Here is a 15,143-nt window from a genome sequence, read left to right as displayed (position 1 = left end):
ATTCCTTCCCGGCTGCACAACCGCGTCATCGCCGCGGCATGCCGGGACGCCACGCTGGGGGCCTGTTTCCCATCCCCCCATGGAGTGTCCGAATGACCGTGCCGCCCGCTTCCACTCTCAATCCGCTGGCCAATCCCCAGCCTGCGCGGCGCAACCGCCGGTCCGCGAAGTTCCTGCAGATCGTCCTGCTTCTGGCGGTGACCCTCATCGCCGGCCTGCCGGTCTCCGGCATCATCGGCGAGCGCTCCGACCGGCAGGCCGAGATGCAGGAGGAACTGGCGCGGAGCTGGAGTCCCGAACAGACCGTGCGGACGCCGGTGCTGGCGGTGCCCTATCTCGCCGCTGACGGCAAGACCCGCGGTTACCTGAAGATCGCGCCCGCGACCCTGGCGACGCAGGCGGCCCTGGCGCCCGAGCGCAAGAAGCGCGGCCTGTTCTCCGCGACCGTCTATACCGCGGCGCTGGAGATGACCGGCAGCTTCGCGGTCCCGTCCGCGTCCAGCCTGGAAAAGCTGGTCGGGCGCGGCAGCTCCATCTCCTGGCAGGACAGCGTGTTCCTGCTCCAGCTGTCGGGGCTGGCCGGCATGACGGCCGAGGACCGCGTGGTCTGGAACGGGGAGACCATCCCCTGGCGCGGTTGCCAGGAGCTGGTCGCCCGCGCCGAGGACTGCTGGGGCGCAGCACTCGCCGCCCGTCCGACGATGGCGGCGGCCCCCGCGGCAAGTGTGGAGATGAAGTTCCAGGCGACGGTGACGCTGCGCGGCACCGGGGCCTTCCATCAGACCCTGGACGGCCGGCAGGCGACCGCAGCCATCAAGGCACCATGGCCGACGCCGAGCTTCGTCGGCACCGTGCTGCCGTCCGATCCGACCGTGACCGCCGACGGCTTCGAGGCGCGGTGGACCGTTTCCGACTATTCCAGGCCGCCGCTCCGCTCCGACGCGGCGCTGCTGGACTCCGCCGATGCCCAGTATCTCCCCTCGGTCGGCGTCGAGCTGCTGGAGGCGGTTCCCACCTACCGCATGATCACCCGTGCCTCGAAATACGCCAGTCTCTTCGTCGTGCTGTCCTTCACGGTCTATGCGCTGTTCGAGCTTCTTTCGAGCGTGCGCATCCACATCGTCCAGTATGGCCTGCTCGGGCTGTCGATGACTCTGTTCTCCCTTCTGCTGGTGTCCTTCGCCGAACCGTTCGGCTATGTCGCCGGCTACTGGATCAGCGCAGCGCTTGTCCTGGTTCAGGCGACGGCCTACACCGCGGCGGTCACCCGGCGCGCCGGTCCGACCCTGGTCTTCGCGGCGGCGCTGGCGGGCCTGTTCGCCTTCCTCCACCTCCTGATCGGGCTGGAAAACTACTCCCTGCTGGTGGGGACGATCGCCCTGTTCCTGGTCCTGTCGGCGGTCATGGCCGTCACCCAGCGCGTGGATTGGCAGGGAGAGGAGCCGTGAGGGCATTTGCCTGGTGGGTTGGCGGCCTGCTGCTGGCTTTCGCCGGTGCCAACATCCATGATCCCTACCTGACCCCGGTCAAGGGCTGGTCGTTGCCCCTGATCGCGGCGGCCGGGCTGTGCGGCCTGCTCGTCCTGTGGCGGACGGGCATTCGCCGGCGGCCGATGCTGGCACTGCTCTGGCTGGCGGTGCCGCTCTGCACGGTGGGGGCGGAGGCGGTGTTCCAGATCCGCAAGGCGCATGTCCTGGCGATGCAGGAGCCGCTGGCGGTCGGGCTGGGGCGGCACTTCATCGTCGGCTACCGGCGGGTCGGGGAGGTCGAGGCGCTGGCGGCGCGCGGGCTGATCGGCGGAATTTTCGTGTCCCGGCACAATCTGGCCGGACGGTCGGCCGAAGAGCTGCGGGACGAGATCGGCCATTTGCAGGAGGTCCGGCGGCGGGCCGGGCTGCCGCCGCTGGTGGTGGCAGCCGACCAGGAGGGCGGCATCGTGTCCCGGCTGTCGCCCTGGCTGCCGCATCGCCCGGCCCCCGCGGCGCTGGCCGGCCTGCCCTCCGACGAGCGCCGCGCCGCCGCGCGCGCCCTCGGGCAGGCGCATGGGCGCGACCTGCAATCCATCGGCGTGACCGTCAACCTCGCACCGGTCCTCGACCTGCGCCGCGCCCGTCCGCCCGATCCGCTGGATTTCCACAGCCTCATCGCCGAGCGGGCGATTTCCGACGATCCGGACGTGGTGGCTGAGGTCGCCGCGGCCTATGCCAGGGGAGTCACCGACGGCGGCATCCGGCCGACGGCGAAGCATTTCCCCGGGCTGGGTCGGGCGCAAAGCGACACCCACCATTTCCGCGCCGTCATCGCCGAATCGCGCGAGGTTCTCGAGGCGACCGACTGGTTGCCCTTCCGCCGCGTGCTGGCTGGCGATCCGCAGGCCCTTCTGATGGTCGGCCATGCCATCGTGGCGGCCGTCGATCCCGACCGGCCGGCTTCCCATTCGCGGCGGCTGATCGATGGGGTGATCCGCCGGGACTGGGGGTTCGACGGCCTGATCGTCACCGACGACATGCTCATGACGCCGGTCTATCAGTACGGTCTGTGCCGGGCGGTCGTCGAGGCGCTCAACGCCGGCGTCGATCTTCTGCTGTTCGCGCTCGACGGCAGCCAGTTCTACCGGGCCATGGCCTGTGCCGTGGACGCCGGGAAGCACGGCCGGCTGGATCAGGCCATGCTGATGGCGAGCGACAGCCGCTCAAAGCAACGCATGGGTGCGTCCCGATGACGGGCATCTGGCCGCGGGCACCGCACCGTTTCCGGCACGCAGGCCCGATGGCCCGCAGCATTCGCGATCTGGCGCTCGCCTTCTCACAGCTTTCAGGCCCGGACGGTTACGACGCTTTCTCCACCAGCACCGCCCAGTTCGACGCCGGTGTCGGTCGTCAGCCCCACCGCCGGTCGGCCGGATTTCGATCCTCACCTGGTCGGCCCCCGAATGTCTGGCGGCGTTCATCGTCGCCTCCTGAAGCAGACGGAACAGCTCCAGCGCGGTCGAGGACGACCATTTGGCCCCCTCCGACAGCGTCACTCTGCCTTCGATCGGGGTGTGTCGAAGGTGCGGAAACCCGTCGTGGTGACGCGTCCATTGGCGTTGCCGCGGCCGGATTCCGGGAAGATCGATCCTCCCTGAAGCATGTCGCAGCTGAACGGTTCTCCAGGCGCGGGGCCTCGCGTCGTGGCGTCCGTTCGGCAACGCCCGTTTGTTGCGCCCCGCAGCTCCTACACCTCCCTGTGGGGCACGACCCCTACCGGATCGAGGAAACCGGAACCACCCTGCGTTCCAGCTACGGCACCGCGTGGCAACCGCCGTCGCTCTACGAACGGTTCGATCCCTGCTATGGACGGGCCGACCTGCGGTTGTCCTATGAGCTGACCGATGCGGTGACGCTGCACGGTCGCGCCGGCGGCCGGGTCGGTGCCACGGTTTCCCGCCCGGCGGCATCGATGCGGAACACGATGCCGACACCTGCCCCTCACACCGCGGGCCGGGAACCGTGCCTGCCAAGCAACACGCCCTTGGCATCCACATGACGCCGCAACAAATCCAGTTCCTCCGGTGTCGGCGCAGCCGTCTGCGGCACGCCCGCGCTGTCGATGTCGAACCCGGTGTGAGCGGCGATGTCCTGCCGGTCGGCCTCGCTGTGCACCGATTTCAAACGGATGCGGCCGTTCTCCTTGTCGAAATCGAAGATGCATTTCGGCGTCACCACCCATTCCGGGCCGCCATGGTGAAGCCCCAGGCGCCTGCGCCCCTCCAGACCGCCCGGATAGCCGACACCGGATACGTAATCGACCCGCTCCACGAAGTTGCGGCGTGCGTGGTGAGGCATCATCACATATTCGCGCCCGAACAGGGTCATGTGCTCGGGCTGGAGGATCGGCCCGACCAGCCGCACCTTCGGCCTCGCCGGATCGCCGATGCAGACGCTGTTGATGTTGCCCGCCACATCGACCTGGACACCGGAGCTGAAGCCGAAATCGATGTCGCCGCGCCGGATCGACCAGGGGCCCGGATAGGTCATCATCTGGGCGTCGCAGGGCAGGTCGCGCAGGACCGCGTCGAATTCCGAATCCGGCATGACCGACAGCGACTGCAAATCCGGATTGTGCGACCAGCCGGCGAGCAGGATGGTCAGGTTCGGCGCGTGCATCGCCTGGGCCAGCGCCATGGCGGCCAGCGGGATGGAGGTGCCGAACAGCGCCGCGGCGCCGCCGGTGACAAGGCCGGTGAATCCCACTTCGCCGTCGGAAAAGGAGCGGGCCAGGGTGACGGCGATTGTCTCGGCCAGTGTCGGCGCGCCCGCCGACGGGGTGTGGTGCGATTCGCTCATAGCGTGTCGAGCTCCGTCAGGGTGCCCAGCCGCTCCGCGCCGATCCGCTCCAGATAGGCGGCATGGTCGGCGGGGGCATGGACATAGCGGTCGAGATAGGCGGCGAACCCCTCCGGACTGGCCGAGGCGGCGACATAGTCCCGGAAATGGGCGTCGTCGGTGGCGTAGCGTCCAAGGACGGCGGTGGGATGCGCGCCCCATGGGGCCTCGACCACCAGCTTCGTCTTGTAAGCGGGGATCTGGACCTGTTCGGCATGGCGGCGCACCAGGGCGCGCGGCACGATCTTCTCCACCGTGACGATCACGGTGTCGCAGCCGCGCGCCATGATGACGTCGAGCCCCTGCGGCAGCAGATGGCGCCGCGGCAGGATGACGTTGCCGCGCTCGTCGGCGGCGATGGCATGCAGCACGACGACCTCCGGGTCGGCCGGCGGCACTGCCTGCAGGCTTCGCCCGGTGATCGGGCAGGTGAAGATCCTGATGTCGGGGTTGCGGGCCAGCACGTCGGTGCCGCCCAGGTAATCGCAGGGCCAGAAGGTGAGATTCTCCTGGCTGGCGCGGAAGCGGTCGAAGCTGAGGACCTCGGGGTAGTCGACCACCTCGATCCGCCCCTCTTCGACGGCGCGGCGGAAATTGGGGGCCAGCCCGTATTTCTCCAGCCCGACATAGGAGGTTTCCACCCGCTTGAGGCAGCCGGCGCCGGCCAGCAGGTCGACCTCGTTGCCGCTGACCGTGCCGACGACCGTCAGGTCGCGGCGGCCGGCGCGGATCAGCGCGCGGACGACGGCCATGGGATGCTGGTAGATGGCGAAGCCGCCGATTGCCAGCCGCGTCCCGTCGGGGATCAGGGAGACGGCATCGGCGATGCTTCCCACCTTGGAAGTGCTTGGTGTCACGGCAGGAATTCCGGTGCAGTGGATGATGCGGCGGGCAGGGCCGGCCAGCACCGCCGGAAGCGGAGCCGCCGGCCGAAGCCGGCCGGAGCGGATCCGGTCAGAGCGAAAGGCGCGACGGCAGGACGCGGCGCTTGCGCGTCTCCGGGTCGTACCACTCCAGCACATTCTCCTTGGTGATCATCGGCGATTCGAACGCGATGGTCTTCGGGATCGGTTTCTTCTGGAGGATGCGCACCGCCGCCTCGACGCCCTCGACGCCGAACGGCAGATATTCCCAGACGGCATCCAGGGTGCCGTTGTGGATCGCCTCCAACGCCTCCGGCGTCAGCCCGTCGAAGCCGGTGAAGAACATCGACTTCTCGCGGCCGAATTCCGCGGCGGCACGGACCGCGCCCAGCGCCATGTCGTCGTTGTGGCTGTAGACGGCGTCGATCTTCGGGTTCGCCTGCAGGGCGTCCTCCATGCCGCGGATGGCCTGGGTGCGGTCGTAGTTGGCGACCACATGCGACACCACCTTGATGCCCGGATGCTTGTCGATGACCTCGCGCCAGCCGCTGCCGCGCTGCTGGTTGATCAGCGACCCCGGCTTGCCCTCGATCTGGACGACGCTGCCCTCGCCGTTCAGTTTCTTGACGTAGTATTCCCCGGCCTTGCGGGCGGTGCCGATCATGTCGGTCGACAGCAGGCAGTTGAAATCGACCCCGGACGGGAGGGGGGAGCTGAGCACCACGATGGGAATGCCGGCGCGGTTGATCTCCTGCACCGCCGGCCGGATCGCATCGGCGTAGTAGGTGGAGATGATGATGATGTCGACGTTGCGGACCAGCAGGTCCTCGATGTCGCGCACCTGCTTGGCGGGCTGGTCGTTGGCGTCGTAGACGACGGTCTTCATGCCGTACTTCGCGGCGGTGTCGACGACGCCGCGCTGCATCTGCTTGATCCACTCGGTGTTGGAGAACGACATGGTGAAGCCGATGGTCTTGCCCTCCACCCCGGTCTCGCCCCAGGCGGTCCGGTTGACGAAGGGAAGGGCGGCTGCGGCGGCCAGTCCGGCGGAGCCCACCTTCAGCAGCTCGCGGCGGCCGGGCATCCAGATATCCTTCTTCGACATGATGCGTTTCCTCGTTTTATTATCCGGTTCGTTGGGGAGGGGCGGCAGGCTGCCGACCCGCTATTTGCGCTTGCGCCACTCGCTGACCACGACCGCCAGGACGATGATCACGCCCTTCAGCAGCATCTGCGAATAGGGGGAGATGTTCAGCAGGTTCAGCACGTTGGACAGGAAGGCCAGGATCAGGATGCCCAGCACGGTGCCGTGCACGCTGCCGACGCCGCCGTCGAAGGTCGTGCCGCCGATCAGCACCGCGGCGATGGCGTCCAGTTCGAACAGGGTGCCGCCATTGGGCTCGCCGACGGTCAGGCGGCTCGCCATCACCACGCCGGCGAAGGCGGCCAGCACGCCGCTGATGCAGTAGACCAGCACCTTGTTGCGGTCGGCGTTGATGCCGGACAGCCGGGCCGCCTCCTCGTTGGCGCCGACCGCGTAGATCGACCGGCCGAACACCGTGTAGCGCAGCACCCAGGCGGCGAGCGCCCAGATGGCGATGAACACCACGACCGGCACCGGCACCGGCCCGACATAGCCCGAGCCCAGCAGGGTGAAGGCGTCGCTCGGCTGTTCGACCGCGATGTTGCTGCCGCCGGTGTAGACGAAGACGAGGCCGCGGGCGAAGATCATCATGCCCAGCGTGGCGATGAAGGGCTGGAGGCGCAGCACGGTGATCATCAGGCCGTTGACCAGCCCCAGGAACAGGCCCGACGCCAGCCCGATCGCCGCCGCCGCCAGGATGCCCTGGTCGGCGAAGGACGCGGTCAGCGCCGCCGACAGGCCGACCAGCGAACCGACCGACAGGTCGATGCCGCGGTTCAGGATCACATAGGTCATGCCCACCGCGACGATGCCCACCATGGTGGCGCCGCGCAGGACGTTGAAGATGTTGCGGGTCGAGAAGAAGTAGGGCGACAGCGCCGAGGCCACCAGCAGGATGACGATCAGGGCCAGCACGTTGCTGTATTGGACGAGATAGCCGGTCCAGTTGACGGAACGGCCGGCGGGTGCGGATTGCGGCGCGGCGGGGCCCGTGGCGGGTGCCGCCATCGGCTGGGACGGTTCGGTCATGGCTGCAACTCGTGGGAAGAAGGGTTGGCCGGAAGGGCGAGCGCCAGGAGGCTTTCCTCGGTCGCGTCGCGTCCGTCGACCTCGCCGCTGAGCCGTCCTCGCTCCATGACGAGGACGCGGTCGCTCATGCCGAGGATTTCCGGAAGTTCGGACGAGATCAGGATGACGGACTTGCCCTCGCGGGCGAGCTGGTCGATCAGGCGGTAGATTTCGGTCTTCGCGCCGACGTCGATGCCCCGCGTCGGCTCGTCGAAGATGATGGTCTGCACGCCCTTGATGATCCAGCGCGCCAGGATGCACTTCTGCTGGTTGCCGCCGCTGAGAAAGCGGATCTGCTGTTCGGGCGACGGCGTACGGATATTCAATCGTTTTATGTAGTCGAGGGCGATGCGCCTCTGGCTGGACTCCCGGATGACCCCGGCGCTGGCGACCGCCTCCGGCGTGACGCAGGTGATGTTCTCCTTCACCGGCAGCGGCATGAACAGCCCGTCGCGCCGGTCCTCGGCGATGTAGGCGATGCCGAGCGCGATGGCGTCGGCCGGGTTGCGGATGCGCGCCGGCTGGCCGTTCACCAGGATAGACCCGCCCTTGAGCGGATCGGCGCCGAAGATGGCGCGGGCCAGCTCGGTCCGCCCGGCGCCGACGAGGCCGGCGACGCCGACCACCTCGCCGCGATGGACACGGAAGGAGATGTCGGCGAAGCCCCGGCCGCTCAGGCCGCGCACTTCCAGGGCGACTGCGCCGGCCCGGCGGTCCTTGGCCGGAAAGCGGTCCCCCAGGCTGCGGCCCACCATCAGCGACAGCATTTCATCCTTGCCGGTCTCGCTGACGAGGCGGTCGGCGACCTTGCGGCCGTCCTTCAGCACCGACACCCGCTGCGCGATGCGCAGGATCTCTTCCAGATGGTGGGAGATGTAGATGAAGCTGACCCCGGCCGCCTGCAGGTCGCGCACGATGCCGAACAGCAGCTCGACCTCGACCGGCGTCAGGCTGGCGGTCGGCTCGTCCAGCACGATCAGTGCCGAATCCGATGCCAGCGCCTTGGCGATCTGCAGCAACTGGCGCTCGGCAATCGACAGCCGTTCCGCCGGGGTGGTCGGCTCCATCGCCAGACCGACCCGCCGCAGCAACGTTCGCGTGCGCTCGTGCGCCCGTTTCCAGTCGATGGCGCCGAAACGGCCACGCGGCAGATGTCCAATTAAAACGTTTTCAGTAACACTGAGGGCGAGGCACAGTTTCGGTTCCTGATGGACCATGCTGACGCCGTGGGCGAGCGCCGCATGAGGGTCCGGAAAGGAGACAGGCGCGCCGTTCAGTGCGATCTCCCCGGCATCGGGCTGGTAGATCCCGTTGAGGATCTTCATCAGCGTCGATTTTCCGGCCCCATTTTCTCCAATCAAAGCAACAACTTCGCCCTTTCCGACAGTGAGGTCGACCCCGTCCAGGGCACGCACGCCGGGAAAGCTCTTGGAAATGCCTGTCAGCCGTAGCAGGGGCGCCGAATCGCGCATCGCTCCCCTCCCTATGTTTTCGGTTGTGCTTGTCGCTGGCGGGCCGGATTGTGGTGCCGGCTTATTGTTTTTTCGCTTGCAGTCAGGAGCTAAAACGTTTTTAATTCGGTTCGCAAGCATTTTTTGGTGGGGCATGTCCAGAAATCGACCTCGCGAAGAACAGGCCAACGGACAGCAGGGCGGCGGCGCTCCGGCGAACGGGACGGTCAACGGAACGGCGGCGCCGTCCGTGTCCGGCGTCCGGCCGACCATCCTGGATCTCGCGGCGCTGTGCGGCGTCTCCCCGGCGACCGTGTCCAACGCGCTGGCCGACAAGCCGAACGTGAAGGCCGAGACGCGCGACCTCGTGCGCCGCAAGGCGCGCGAGATCGGCTACCACGCTTCATCGGCCGCCCGCGGCCTGCGGCTTGGGCGGAGCTGGTCGATCGGGCTGGTGGTGGGCGACATCGCCAACCCCTTCGTGCCGGACGTCGTCCGCGGGGTGGAGGACGTGGTCTGGCGGGAGCGCAAGAACCTGATCCTCTGCAACACCGATTTCCAGGCGGAGAAGAAGACGGCCTATGTCCGCTCGCTGCTCGACAAGCAGATCGACGGCATGATCGTGCTCTCCCAGATCCTCGACGCCCAGGACATGGAGCGCGTGGCGGCGGCCGGCATCCCGCTGGTCACCGTCAACCGCCGCGCCCCCGATTTCAGCACCGACTATGTCGGCATCGACAACCAGTCCGGCGTGCGCATGGCGGTCGATTACCTGGTCAGCCTGGGGCACCGCCGCATCGCCTTCGTCAAGGGTCTCTTCCGTTCCAGCTCCGCCGATGACCGCTTCGCCGCCTACCAGGCGGCGGTGCAGGCGCACGGCCTGGACGGCGATCCGTCGCTGGCGGTCCAGGGCGACTACAGCATGGAATCCGGCGACAGCGCCGCGCGCAGCCTGATGGCGCTGTCGCAGCGTCCGACCGCCATCCTGGCGGCCAACGACCTGATGGCGCTGGGCGCACTGGGCGCGCTGCACGACCTTGGCATCCGCGTTCCGGCCGACGTCTCGGTCGTCGGCTTCGACAACATCCAGCTCGCCGAGCACCCGCTGCTCAACCTGACCACAATCAACCATCCCAAGCGGGAAACAGGAGACGCCGCCGCCCGCCTGCTGCTGCAACGCATCGCCGGCGACCGCAACGAGCCGCCGCGTTCGGTGGTGCTGAAGCCGTCGCTGATCGTGCGCGGCACCACGGCACCGCCGCCGAGCACACCGAAGCCGCGCCGCCGCAGGCCGGTGACGGTGCGCGGGACCGGCGACGGCGGCTGACGCGCGCCGCCGGCGACCCATACCCCTCACGCGATCCTTCCAGCGCGGCGCCCGCCGCCGCGCATCGCTTCCGCTCGACCGCTTCCATTCGATTATGTCCGGCCGGCCGACGGCCGCCGGCCCAACCAACGCGAGACATCGACCGTGAAAGAGAAACTGACAACCCTGGAGGAGGCGCTCGCCCCCATCGCGTCGGGCAGCACGCTGGCGCTCGGCGGCAGCCTGCTGCGCCGTCAGCCGAATGCCGCGATCCGCTCCCTGATCCGCCGCGGGGTCAAGGATCTGACGGTGCAGAGCTGGGCGGCGACCACGGCCACCGACATGCTGGCCGCCGCCGGTGCGATCAGCCGCTTTGAGGGTATCTACACCGGCATGTTCAGCTATGGCCTGGCGCCCAACTTCCGCCGCGGGGTGGAGGGCGGGGCCATCGCCGTGCGCGACTTCTCGGAAACCGCCATGGTGGCCCGCTTCCGCGCCGCAACCCAGGGATTGGCCTTCCTGCCGATCAAGACCCTGCTGGGGTCCGACATCGCCCGCCACAATCCCGAGCAGATCCGGCCCTTTTCCTGCCCCTTCACCGGCGAGCCGCTGCAGGCGGTCGCGGCGGCGAAGGCGGACTTCACCATCATCCACGGCTATGTCGGCGACAAGTACGGCAACGTGCAATGGCCGATCGTGCGCGACAGCGACGACATCGACCAGATGATCGCCAGCGCCGCGACGCGCCTGATCGTGACGGTGGAGAAGATCGTCCCGCATGAGGAAATCAAGCGCCGTCCCACCCTGACCTACATTCCCGGCAACTGGGTCGAAGCCATCGTCGAACTGCCCTACGGCGCCCATCCGGCCGCCTGCGACGGCCATTACGACGAGGACGACGCCCACCTGACCGGCTATCTGGAGCGCAGCCGCACGCCGGAGGGGGCGCAGACCTATCTGGACGAGTATGCCCGCTCCGTGCCCGACCACGACGCCTATGTCGCCAAGGTCGGCGGCCTCGCCGCCCTGGAGGCTCTCGACGTCCCGAACCGCGAGCAGACCCATGCCTGAAAATAAAATCGATTTAGCTGCTGACGTGGCGACGATGTCCCCCACCACGAACGAGATCGTCACCGCCGCCATCGCGCGGGAAATCCGCGACGGCGACCTCGCCTTCGTCGGCGTCGGCACCAACGGGCGGGCCTTCACCCTGGCGGTGGGCATCCCGCTGACGGCGGTGCGGCTGGCCCAGATGCTCCATGCCCCGTCGGCCTCGGTCTATTGGGGCAACCTGCTGGAGCCGGACCTGTCCAGCATGCCGGCCGACCTGAAGCAGGACAGCTTCACCCGCTGGCAGGCCGCCGCCTGCCCGTCGGACACCGGCGTCAAGTGCGACATGCTGGCCCGCCGCGCCTTCGACGTCTGCTTCGATTCCGCGGCGCAGATCGACCGCTTCGGCAACCTGAACATCACGGCCATCGGCGATTACCGCAATCCGAAGGTCCGGCTGGTCGGCTGCCTCGCCCAGCCCGAGCATTTTGCCTTCGTTCCCCGCCCGATCGTCGTGGTCGATCTCGACCGCCGGGTCTTCGTCGAGGCGGTCGACTTCATCACCAGCGTCGGCCACCTGCGGGGCGGCCGCAGCCGCGAGGAGGCCGGGCTGTCTTCCGGCGGGCCGCAGCTCGTCGTCACCGACAAGGCGATCTTCGACTTCGAGCCCGGCAGCCGGCAGATGCGCCTGCGCTCGCTGCACCCCGGCGTCACGGCGGAAGAGGTCTTCGACCTCATGTCCTTCCGCCCGGTCCTGCCGGAGCAGCTTCCCGCCACTCCGCTTCCCAGCATGCAGGAGCTGGATCTCATCCGCCGGGTGATCGATCCCAACCGCGTCCTGCTGCGCGTCTGAGGTGACCCCCATGCCTGGACCCCTCGATGGACTGAAGGTCCTCGACCTGTCGCGCTTCATCGCCGGCCCGCATTGCGGAATGATGCTGGGCGATCTCGGCGCCGACGTCGTCAAGGTCGAGCGCCCGCGCCGCGGCGACGACACCCGCGCCCTGGAACCCCATGTCGAAGGCGAGAGCCTGTACTTCATGGTGTTCAACCGCAACAAGCGCAGCATCACCCTGAACTTCCGCGATCCGCGCGCCCATGGCCTGCTGCGCGAGATGGTGAAGCAGGCCGACGTGCTGATCGAGAATTTCCGCCCCGGCACCATGGAGAAGATGGGCTGCGGCTGGGACGATCTCCACGCGATCAACCCGCGCCTGATCATGGCCCGCATCTCCGGCTACGGCCAGCAGGGGTCGATGGCGGCGGAACCCTGCTTCGACGGCATCGCCCAGGCGACCTCCGGCCTGATGGAGATCACCGGCGATCCGGACGGTCCGCCGACGATGGGCGGGACCTTCCTGGTCGACTACGCCACCGCGCTCTACGCCTCCATCGGCATCCTGGCGGCGGTCGAGCACCGCCACAAGACCGGCAAGGGCCAGATGGTCGACGCCAGCCTGATGGGCAGCGCCGTGTCGATGCTGGTCACCGCCATTCCCGAACAGGCGATGCTCGGCCGGGCGATGTCCCGCGTCGGCAACCGCGACCGCTATTCGGCGCCGGCCCAGACCTTCCGCGCCGCCGACGGCGTCTGGCTGCACATGGTCGCCGGCAACGACGCCCATTTCCCGCGGCTGACCCGGATCATGAAGCGGCCCGACCTGCTGGAGGACCCGCGCTTCGCCACGCTGGAGGCGCGAATGCGCAACATCCCGGCCATCGAGGCGGTCGTCGGCGAGTGGATCGCCGGCCTTCCCGCCGACGAGGTGGTGGCCCTGCTGCGGCAGGCCGAACTGCCGGCGGCGCGGATCGCCACCCTGCCCGATCTGCTGGCCAACCCCTACATGCGCGAAGCCCGCCAGATCGTCGAGACGCAGCACCCCAAGGCCGGCACCGTCACCACCCACGGCCTGACCGTCCGCCTCTCCGACACGCCCGGCGAGATCCGCCACCCCGCTCCGATGCTGGGCCAGCATACCGACGAGGTGCTGGGCGAATGGCTGGGGATGACCCCGTCCGATGTCGGCGCCCTGCGGGACGACGGCACCGTCTGACCGCCGCGGCCTGATCGGTTTCGCGCATTTGCTTACTAAAACGATTTACTGATTCACTCCCTTCGGAGAACACGCATGGATACCCATCTCGCCGCGGCCAAGCCGGTCGAAGGCTCCAACCGCACCGGCGCCCATGTCTTCGCGGCCGCCCTGAAGCGTCACGGCGTCGAGATGATCTTCGGGCAGAGCATCCCGTCGGCCCTGTTCCTGGTGGCGCCGGAATTCAGCATCCGCCAGATCGGCTACCGCACCGAGAATGCCGGCACCGCCATGGCCGACGCCTATGCCCGCGTCAGCCACAAGGTGCCCGTCGTGACCGCCCAGAACGGCCCGGCCGCCACGCTGCTGGTCGCCGGCCTCGCCGAGGCGCTGAAGGCCAGCGTGCCCATCGTCGCCATCGTCCAGGACGTCCACCGCAAGCAGACCGACAAGAACGCCTTCCAGGAACTCGACCATCTGGAGCTGTTCCGCGGCTGCGCCAAGTGGATCAAGCGCGTCTCGGAGGTCGAGCGCATCGACGACTATGTCGACATGGCCTTCACCGCCGCCGCCTCGGGCCGTCCCGGCCCGGCGGTGCTGATCGCCCCCATCGACCTGTTCAACGACGTGCCCGCTCCCGGCGGTGGCGAGCGTGTGGCTTCGCTCGGCCAGTTTCCGCTCGACCGCGTCGGCGCAGACCCGGCACGGGTGCGCGAGGCCGCGGCCCTGCTCGCCTCGGCGAAGGCGCCGCTGGTCATCGCCGGCGGTGGCATCCACCTGTCCGACGCCGCCGGGGAACTGGCGGCGCTGCAGGACCGCGCCTCCCTGCCCGTCGCCACCACCGCCATGGGCAAGGGGGCGGTGGACGAGCGGCACCCGCTCTCCCTCGGCCCGGTCGGCTATTTCATGGGCACCGGCGGCCGCACCCGCCATCTCCGCCCAATGGTCGAGGACGCCGACGTCATCCTGCTGATCGGCAACCGCACCAACCAGAACGGCACCGACAGCTGGTCGCTCTATCCGAAGACCGCCCGCTACATCCATCTCGACGTCGACGGGCAGGAGATCGGCCGCAACTACGAGGCGCTTCGGCTGGTCGGCGACGCCAAGCTGACCCTGGCCGCCCTGGCGGAGGCGCTGGACGGGGAGGATCTCTCCACCCGCAAGGCCGCCCGTCCGGCGGTGGAGAGGCAGATCGCCGCCGGGCTGACCGCCTGGAAGGACGATGTCGCCCGCGCCATCCCGATGGATGCGGCGCCGGTCCGGCCCGAGCGTCTCATGCGCGACCTCGACAGCGTGCTGACGCCGGAAACCATTGTGGTCGCCGACGCCAGCTATTCCTCCATCTGGGTCGCCAACTACCTGACCTCGCTCAAGCCGGGCATGCGCTTCGTCACGCCGCGCGGGCTGGCCGGGCTCGGCTGGGGATTGCCCTTCGCGCTCGGCGCCAAATGCGCCCGGCCGGACGCCCCGGTCTTCGCGCTGGTCGGCGACGGCGGCTTCGCCCATGTCTGGTCTGAGCTGGAAACCGCCCGCCGCATGGGACTGAACGTCGTGGTCGCCGTGCTGAACAACCAGATCCTCGGCTATCAGAAGCACGCCGAGAAGGTGCTGTTCAACGACTACTCCGATGTCTGCGACTTCGCCGCCGTCGACCATGCCGCCATCGCCCGGGCCTGCGGCTGTGCCGGCGAGCGCATCGAGACGCCCGACGCCTTCCTGCCGGCGCTCCAGCGGGCGCTGGCCGCCGGCACCACCACGGTGCTGGACATCGTCACCGAACAGCGCGCCCACCCGCCGGTCACGATGTTCGAGGGCAACGCCCGGCTGAACTATTGAGCCGGACGGTCACGACGGGAGG

12 protein-coding genes are annotated in these 15,143 nt (G+C 68.6%); 7 read left to right on the top strand and 5 right to left on the bottom strand.

Translation table 11 applies throughout. From position 1 onward, the window contains the following. Positions 1–92 precede the first annotated feature (92 nt). Together creD and GBZ48_RS24850 are read left to right on the top strand one after the other, a co-directional pair. Complete coding sequence (creD, locus tag GBZ48_RS24855) at positions 93–1,448, top strand: cell envelope integrity protein CreD (RefSeq protein WP_246307440.1); 1,356 nt, start codon at positions 93–95, stop codon at positions 1,446–1,448. Continuing rightward, positions 1,445–2,722 carry a glycoside hydrolase family 3 protein gene (locus GBZ48_RS24850; protein ID WP_174473468.1) on the top strand — a complete coding sequence of 426 codons (1,278 nt, stop codon included), beginning with the start codon at positions 1,445–1,447 and terminating at the stop codon, positions 2,720–2,722. Before creD ends, GBZ48_RS24850 begins: the two co-directional genes overlap by 4 nt. Before the next feature lie 748 nt (positions 2,723–3,470). Here GBZ48_RS24850 and GBZ48_RS24840 read toward each other — a convergent pair. The 5 genes from GBZ48_RS24840 to GBZ48_RS24820 all read right to left on the bottom strand — a co-directional run bounded on the left by GBZ48_RS24840 (position 3,471) and on the right by GBZ48_RS24820 (position 8,914). Next, positions 3,471–4,328, bottom strand: a complete 858-nt coding sequence (locus tag GBZ48_RS24840) for a hypothetical protein (protein WP_174473467.1) — start codon at positions 4,326–4,328, stop codon at positions 3,471–3,473. Continuing rightward, entirely contained in the window at positions 4,325–5,224 is a 900-nt protein-coding gene (locus GBZ48_RS24835; protein ID WP_174473466.1) for a CoA-transferase, read from the bottom strand. The genes GBZ48_RS24840 and GBZ48_RS24835 overlap by 4 nt, the downstream gene beginning before the upstream one ends. A 97-nt stretch (positions 5,225–5,321) precedes the next feature. Beyond that, complete coding sequence (locus GBZ48_RS24830; RefSeq protein ID WP_174473465.1) at positions 5,322–6,335, bottom strand: substrate-binding domain-containing protein; 1,014 nt, start codon at positions 6,333–6,335, stop codon at positions 5,322–5,324. Between the two features lie 60 nt (positions 6,336–6,395). After that, entirely contained in the window at positions 6,396–7,403 is a 1,008-nt protein-coding gene (locus GBZ48_RS24825) for an ABC transporter permease (RefSeq protein WP_174473464.1), read from the bottom strand. Then, positions 7,400–8,914 carry a sugar ABC transporter ATP-binding protein gene (locus GBZ48_RS24820; RefSeq protein ID WP_174473463.1) on the bottom strand — a complete coding sequence of 505 codons (1,515 nt, stop codon included), beginning with the start codon at positions 8,912–8,914 and terminating at the stop codon, positions 7,400–7,402. Before GBZ48_RS24820 ends, GBZ48_RS24825 begins: the two co-directional genes overlap by 4 nt. A gap of 133 nt (positions 8,915–9,047) precedes the next feature. Between GBZ48_RS24820 and GBZ48_RS24815 the strand changes: the two genes are divergently transcribed. The 5 genes from GBZ48_RS24815 (at position 9,048) to GBZ48_RS24795 (ending at position 15,121) form a co-directional block, all read left to right on the top strand. Beyond that, positions 9,048–10,220 carry a LacI family DNA-binding transcriptional regulator gene (locus GBZ48_RS24815; RefSeq protein ID WP_174473462.1) on the top strand — a complete coding sequence of 391 codons (1,173 nt, stop codon included), beginning with the start codon at positions 9,048–9,050 and terminating at the stop codon, positions 10,218–10,220. Positions 10,221–10,364: 144 nt separating this feature from the next. Next, entirely contained in the window at positions 10,365–11,270 is a 906-nt protein-coding gene (locus GBZ48_RS24810; protein ID WP_174473461.1) for a CoA-transferase, read from the top strand. Positions 11,271–11,304: 34 nt separating this feature from the next. Then, positions 11,305–12,102: a CoA-transferase subunit beta gene (locus tag GBZ48_RS24805; RefSeq protein ID WP_174473460.1), complete on the top strand. Its 798-nt coding sequence runs from the start codon at positions 11,305–11,307 to the stop codon at positions 12,100–12,102. Between the two features lie 10 nt (positions 12,103–12,112). Beyond that, complete coding sequence (locus GBZ48_RS24800; protein ID WP_174473459.1) at positions 12,113–13,303, top strand: CaiB/BaiF CoA transferase family protein; 1,191 nt, start codon at positions 12,113–12,115, stop codon at positions 13,301–13,303. 75 nt (positions 13,304–13,378) lie between these two features. Then, positions 13,379–15,121, top strand: coding sequence for an acetolactate synthase catalytic subunit (locus tag GBZ48_RS24795; protein ID WP_174473458.1), 1,743 nt, complete (start codon positions 13,379–13,381; stop codon positions 15,119–15,121). Positions 15,122–15,143: the final 22 nt, after the last annotated feature.

This window comes from Azospirillum melinis, from assembly GCF_013340935.1.
Lineage (GTDB): Bacteria > Pseudomonadota > Alphaproteobacteria > Azospirillales > Azospirillaceae > Azospirillum > Azospirillum melinis.
Note: the sequence above shows the minus strand (reverse complement) of the source record. Positions and strands in the feature narration are given on the sequence as shown.

Coding starts and splice junctions, on each gene's coding strand:
- GBZ48_RS24825 (WP_174473464.1), bottom strand. CDS start 7,403: ATGACCGAACCGTCCCAGCCGATGGCGGCACCCGCCACGGGCCCCGCC.
- GBZ48_RS24815 (WP_174473462.1), top strand. CDS start 9,048: ATGTCCAGAAATCGACCTCGCGAAGAACAGGCCAACGGACAGCAGGGC.
- creD (WP_246307440.1), top strand. CDS start 93: ATGACCGTGCCGCCCGCTTCCACTCTCAATCCGCTGGCCAATCCCCAG.
- GBZ48_RS24840 (WP_174473467.1), bottom strand. CDS start 4,328: ATGAGCGAATCGCACCACACCCCGTCGGCGGGCGCGCCGACACTGGCC.
- GBZ48_RS24830 (WP_174473465.1), bottom strand. CDS start 6,335: ATGTCGAAGAAGGATATCTGGATGCCCGGCCGCCGCGAGCTGCTGAAG.
- GBZ48_RS24800 (WP_174473459.1), top strand. CDS start 12,113: ATGCCTGGACCCCTCGATGGACTGAAGGTCCTCGACCTGTCGCGCTTC.
- GBZ48_RS24820 (WP_174473463.1), bottom strand. CDS start 8,914: ATGCGCGATTCGGCGCCCCTGCTACGGCTGACAGGCATTTCCAAGAGC.
- GBZ48_RS24795 (WP_174473458.1), top strand. CDS start 13,379: ATGGATACCCATCTCGCCGCGGCCAAGCCGGTCGAAGGCTCCAACCGC.
- GBZ48_RS24805 (WP_174473460.1), top strand. CDS start 11,305: ATGTCCCCCACCACGAACGAGATCGTCACCGCCGCCATCGCGCGGGAA.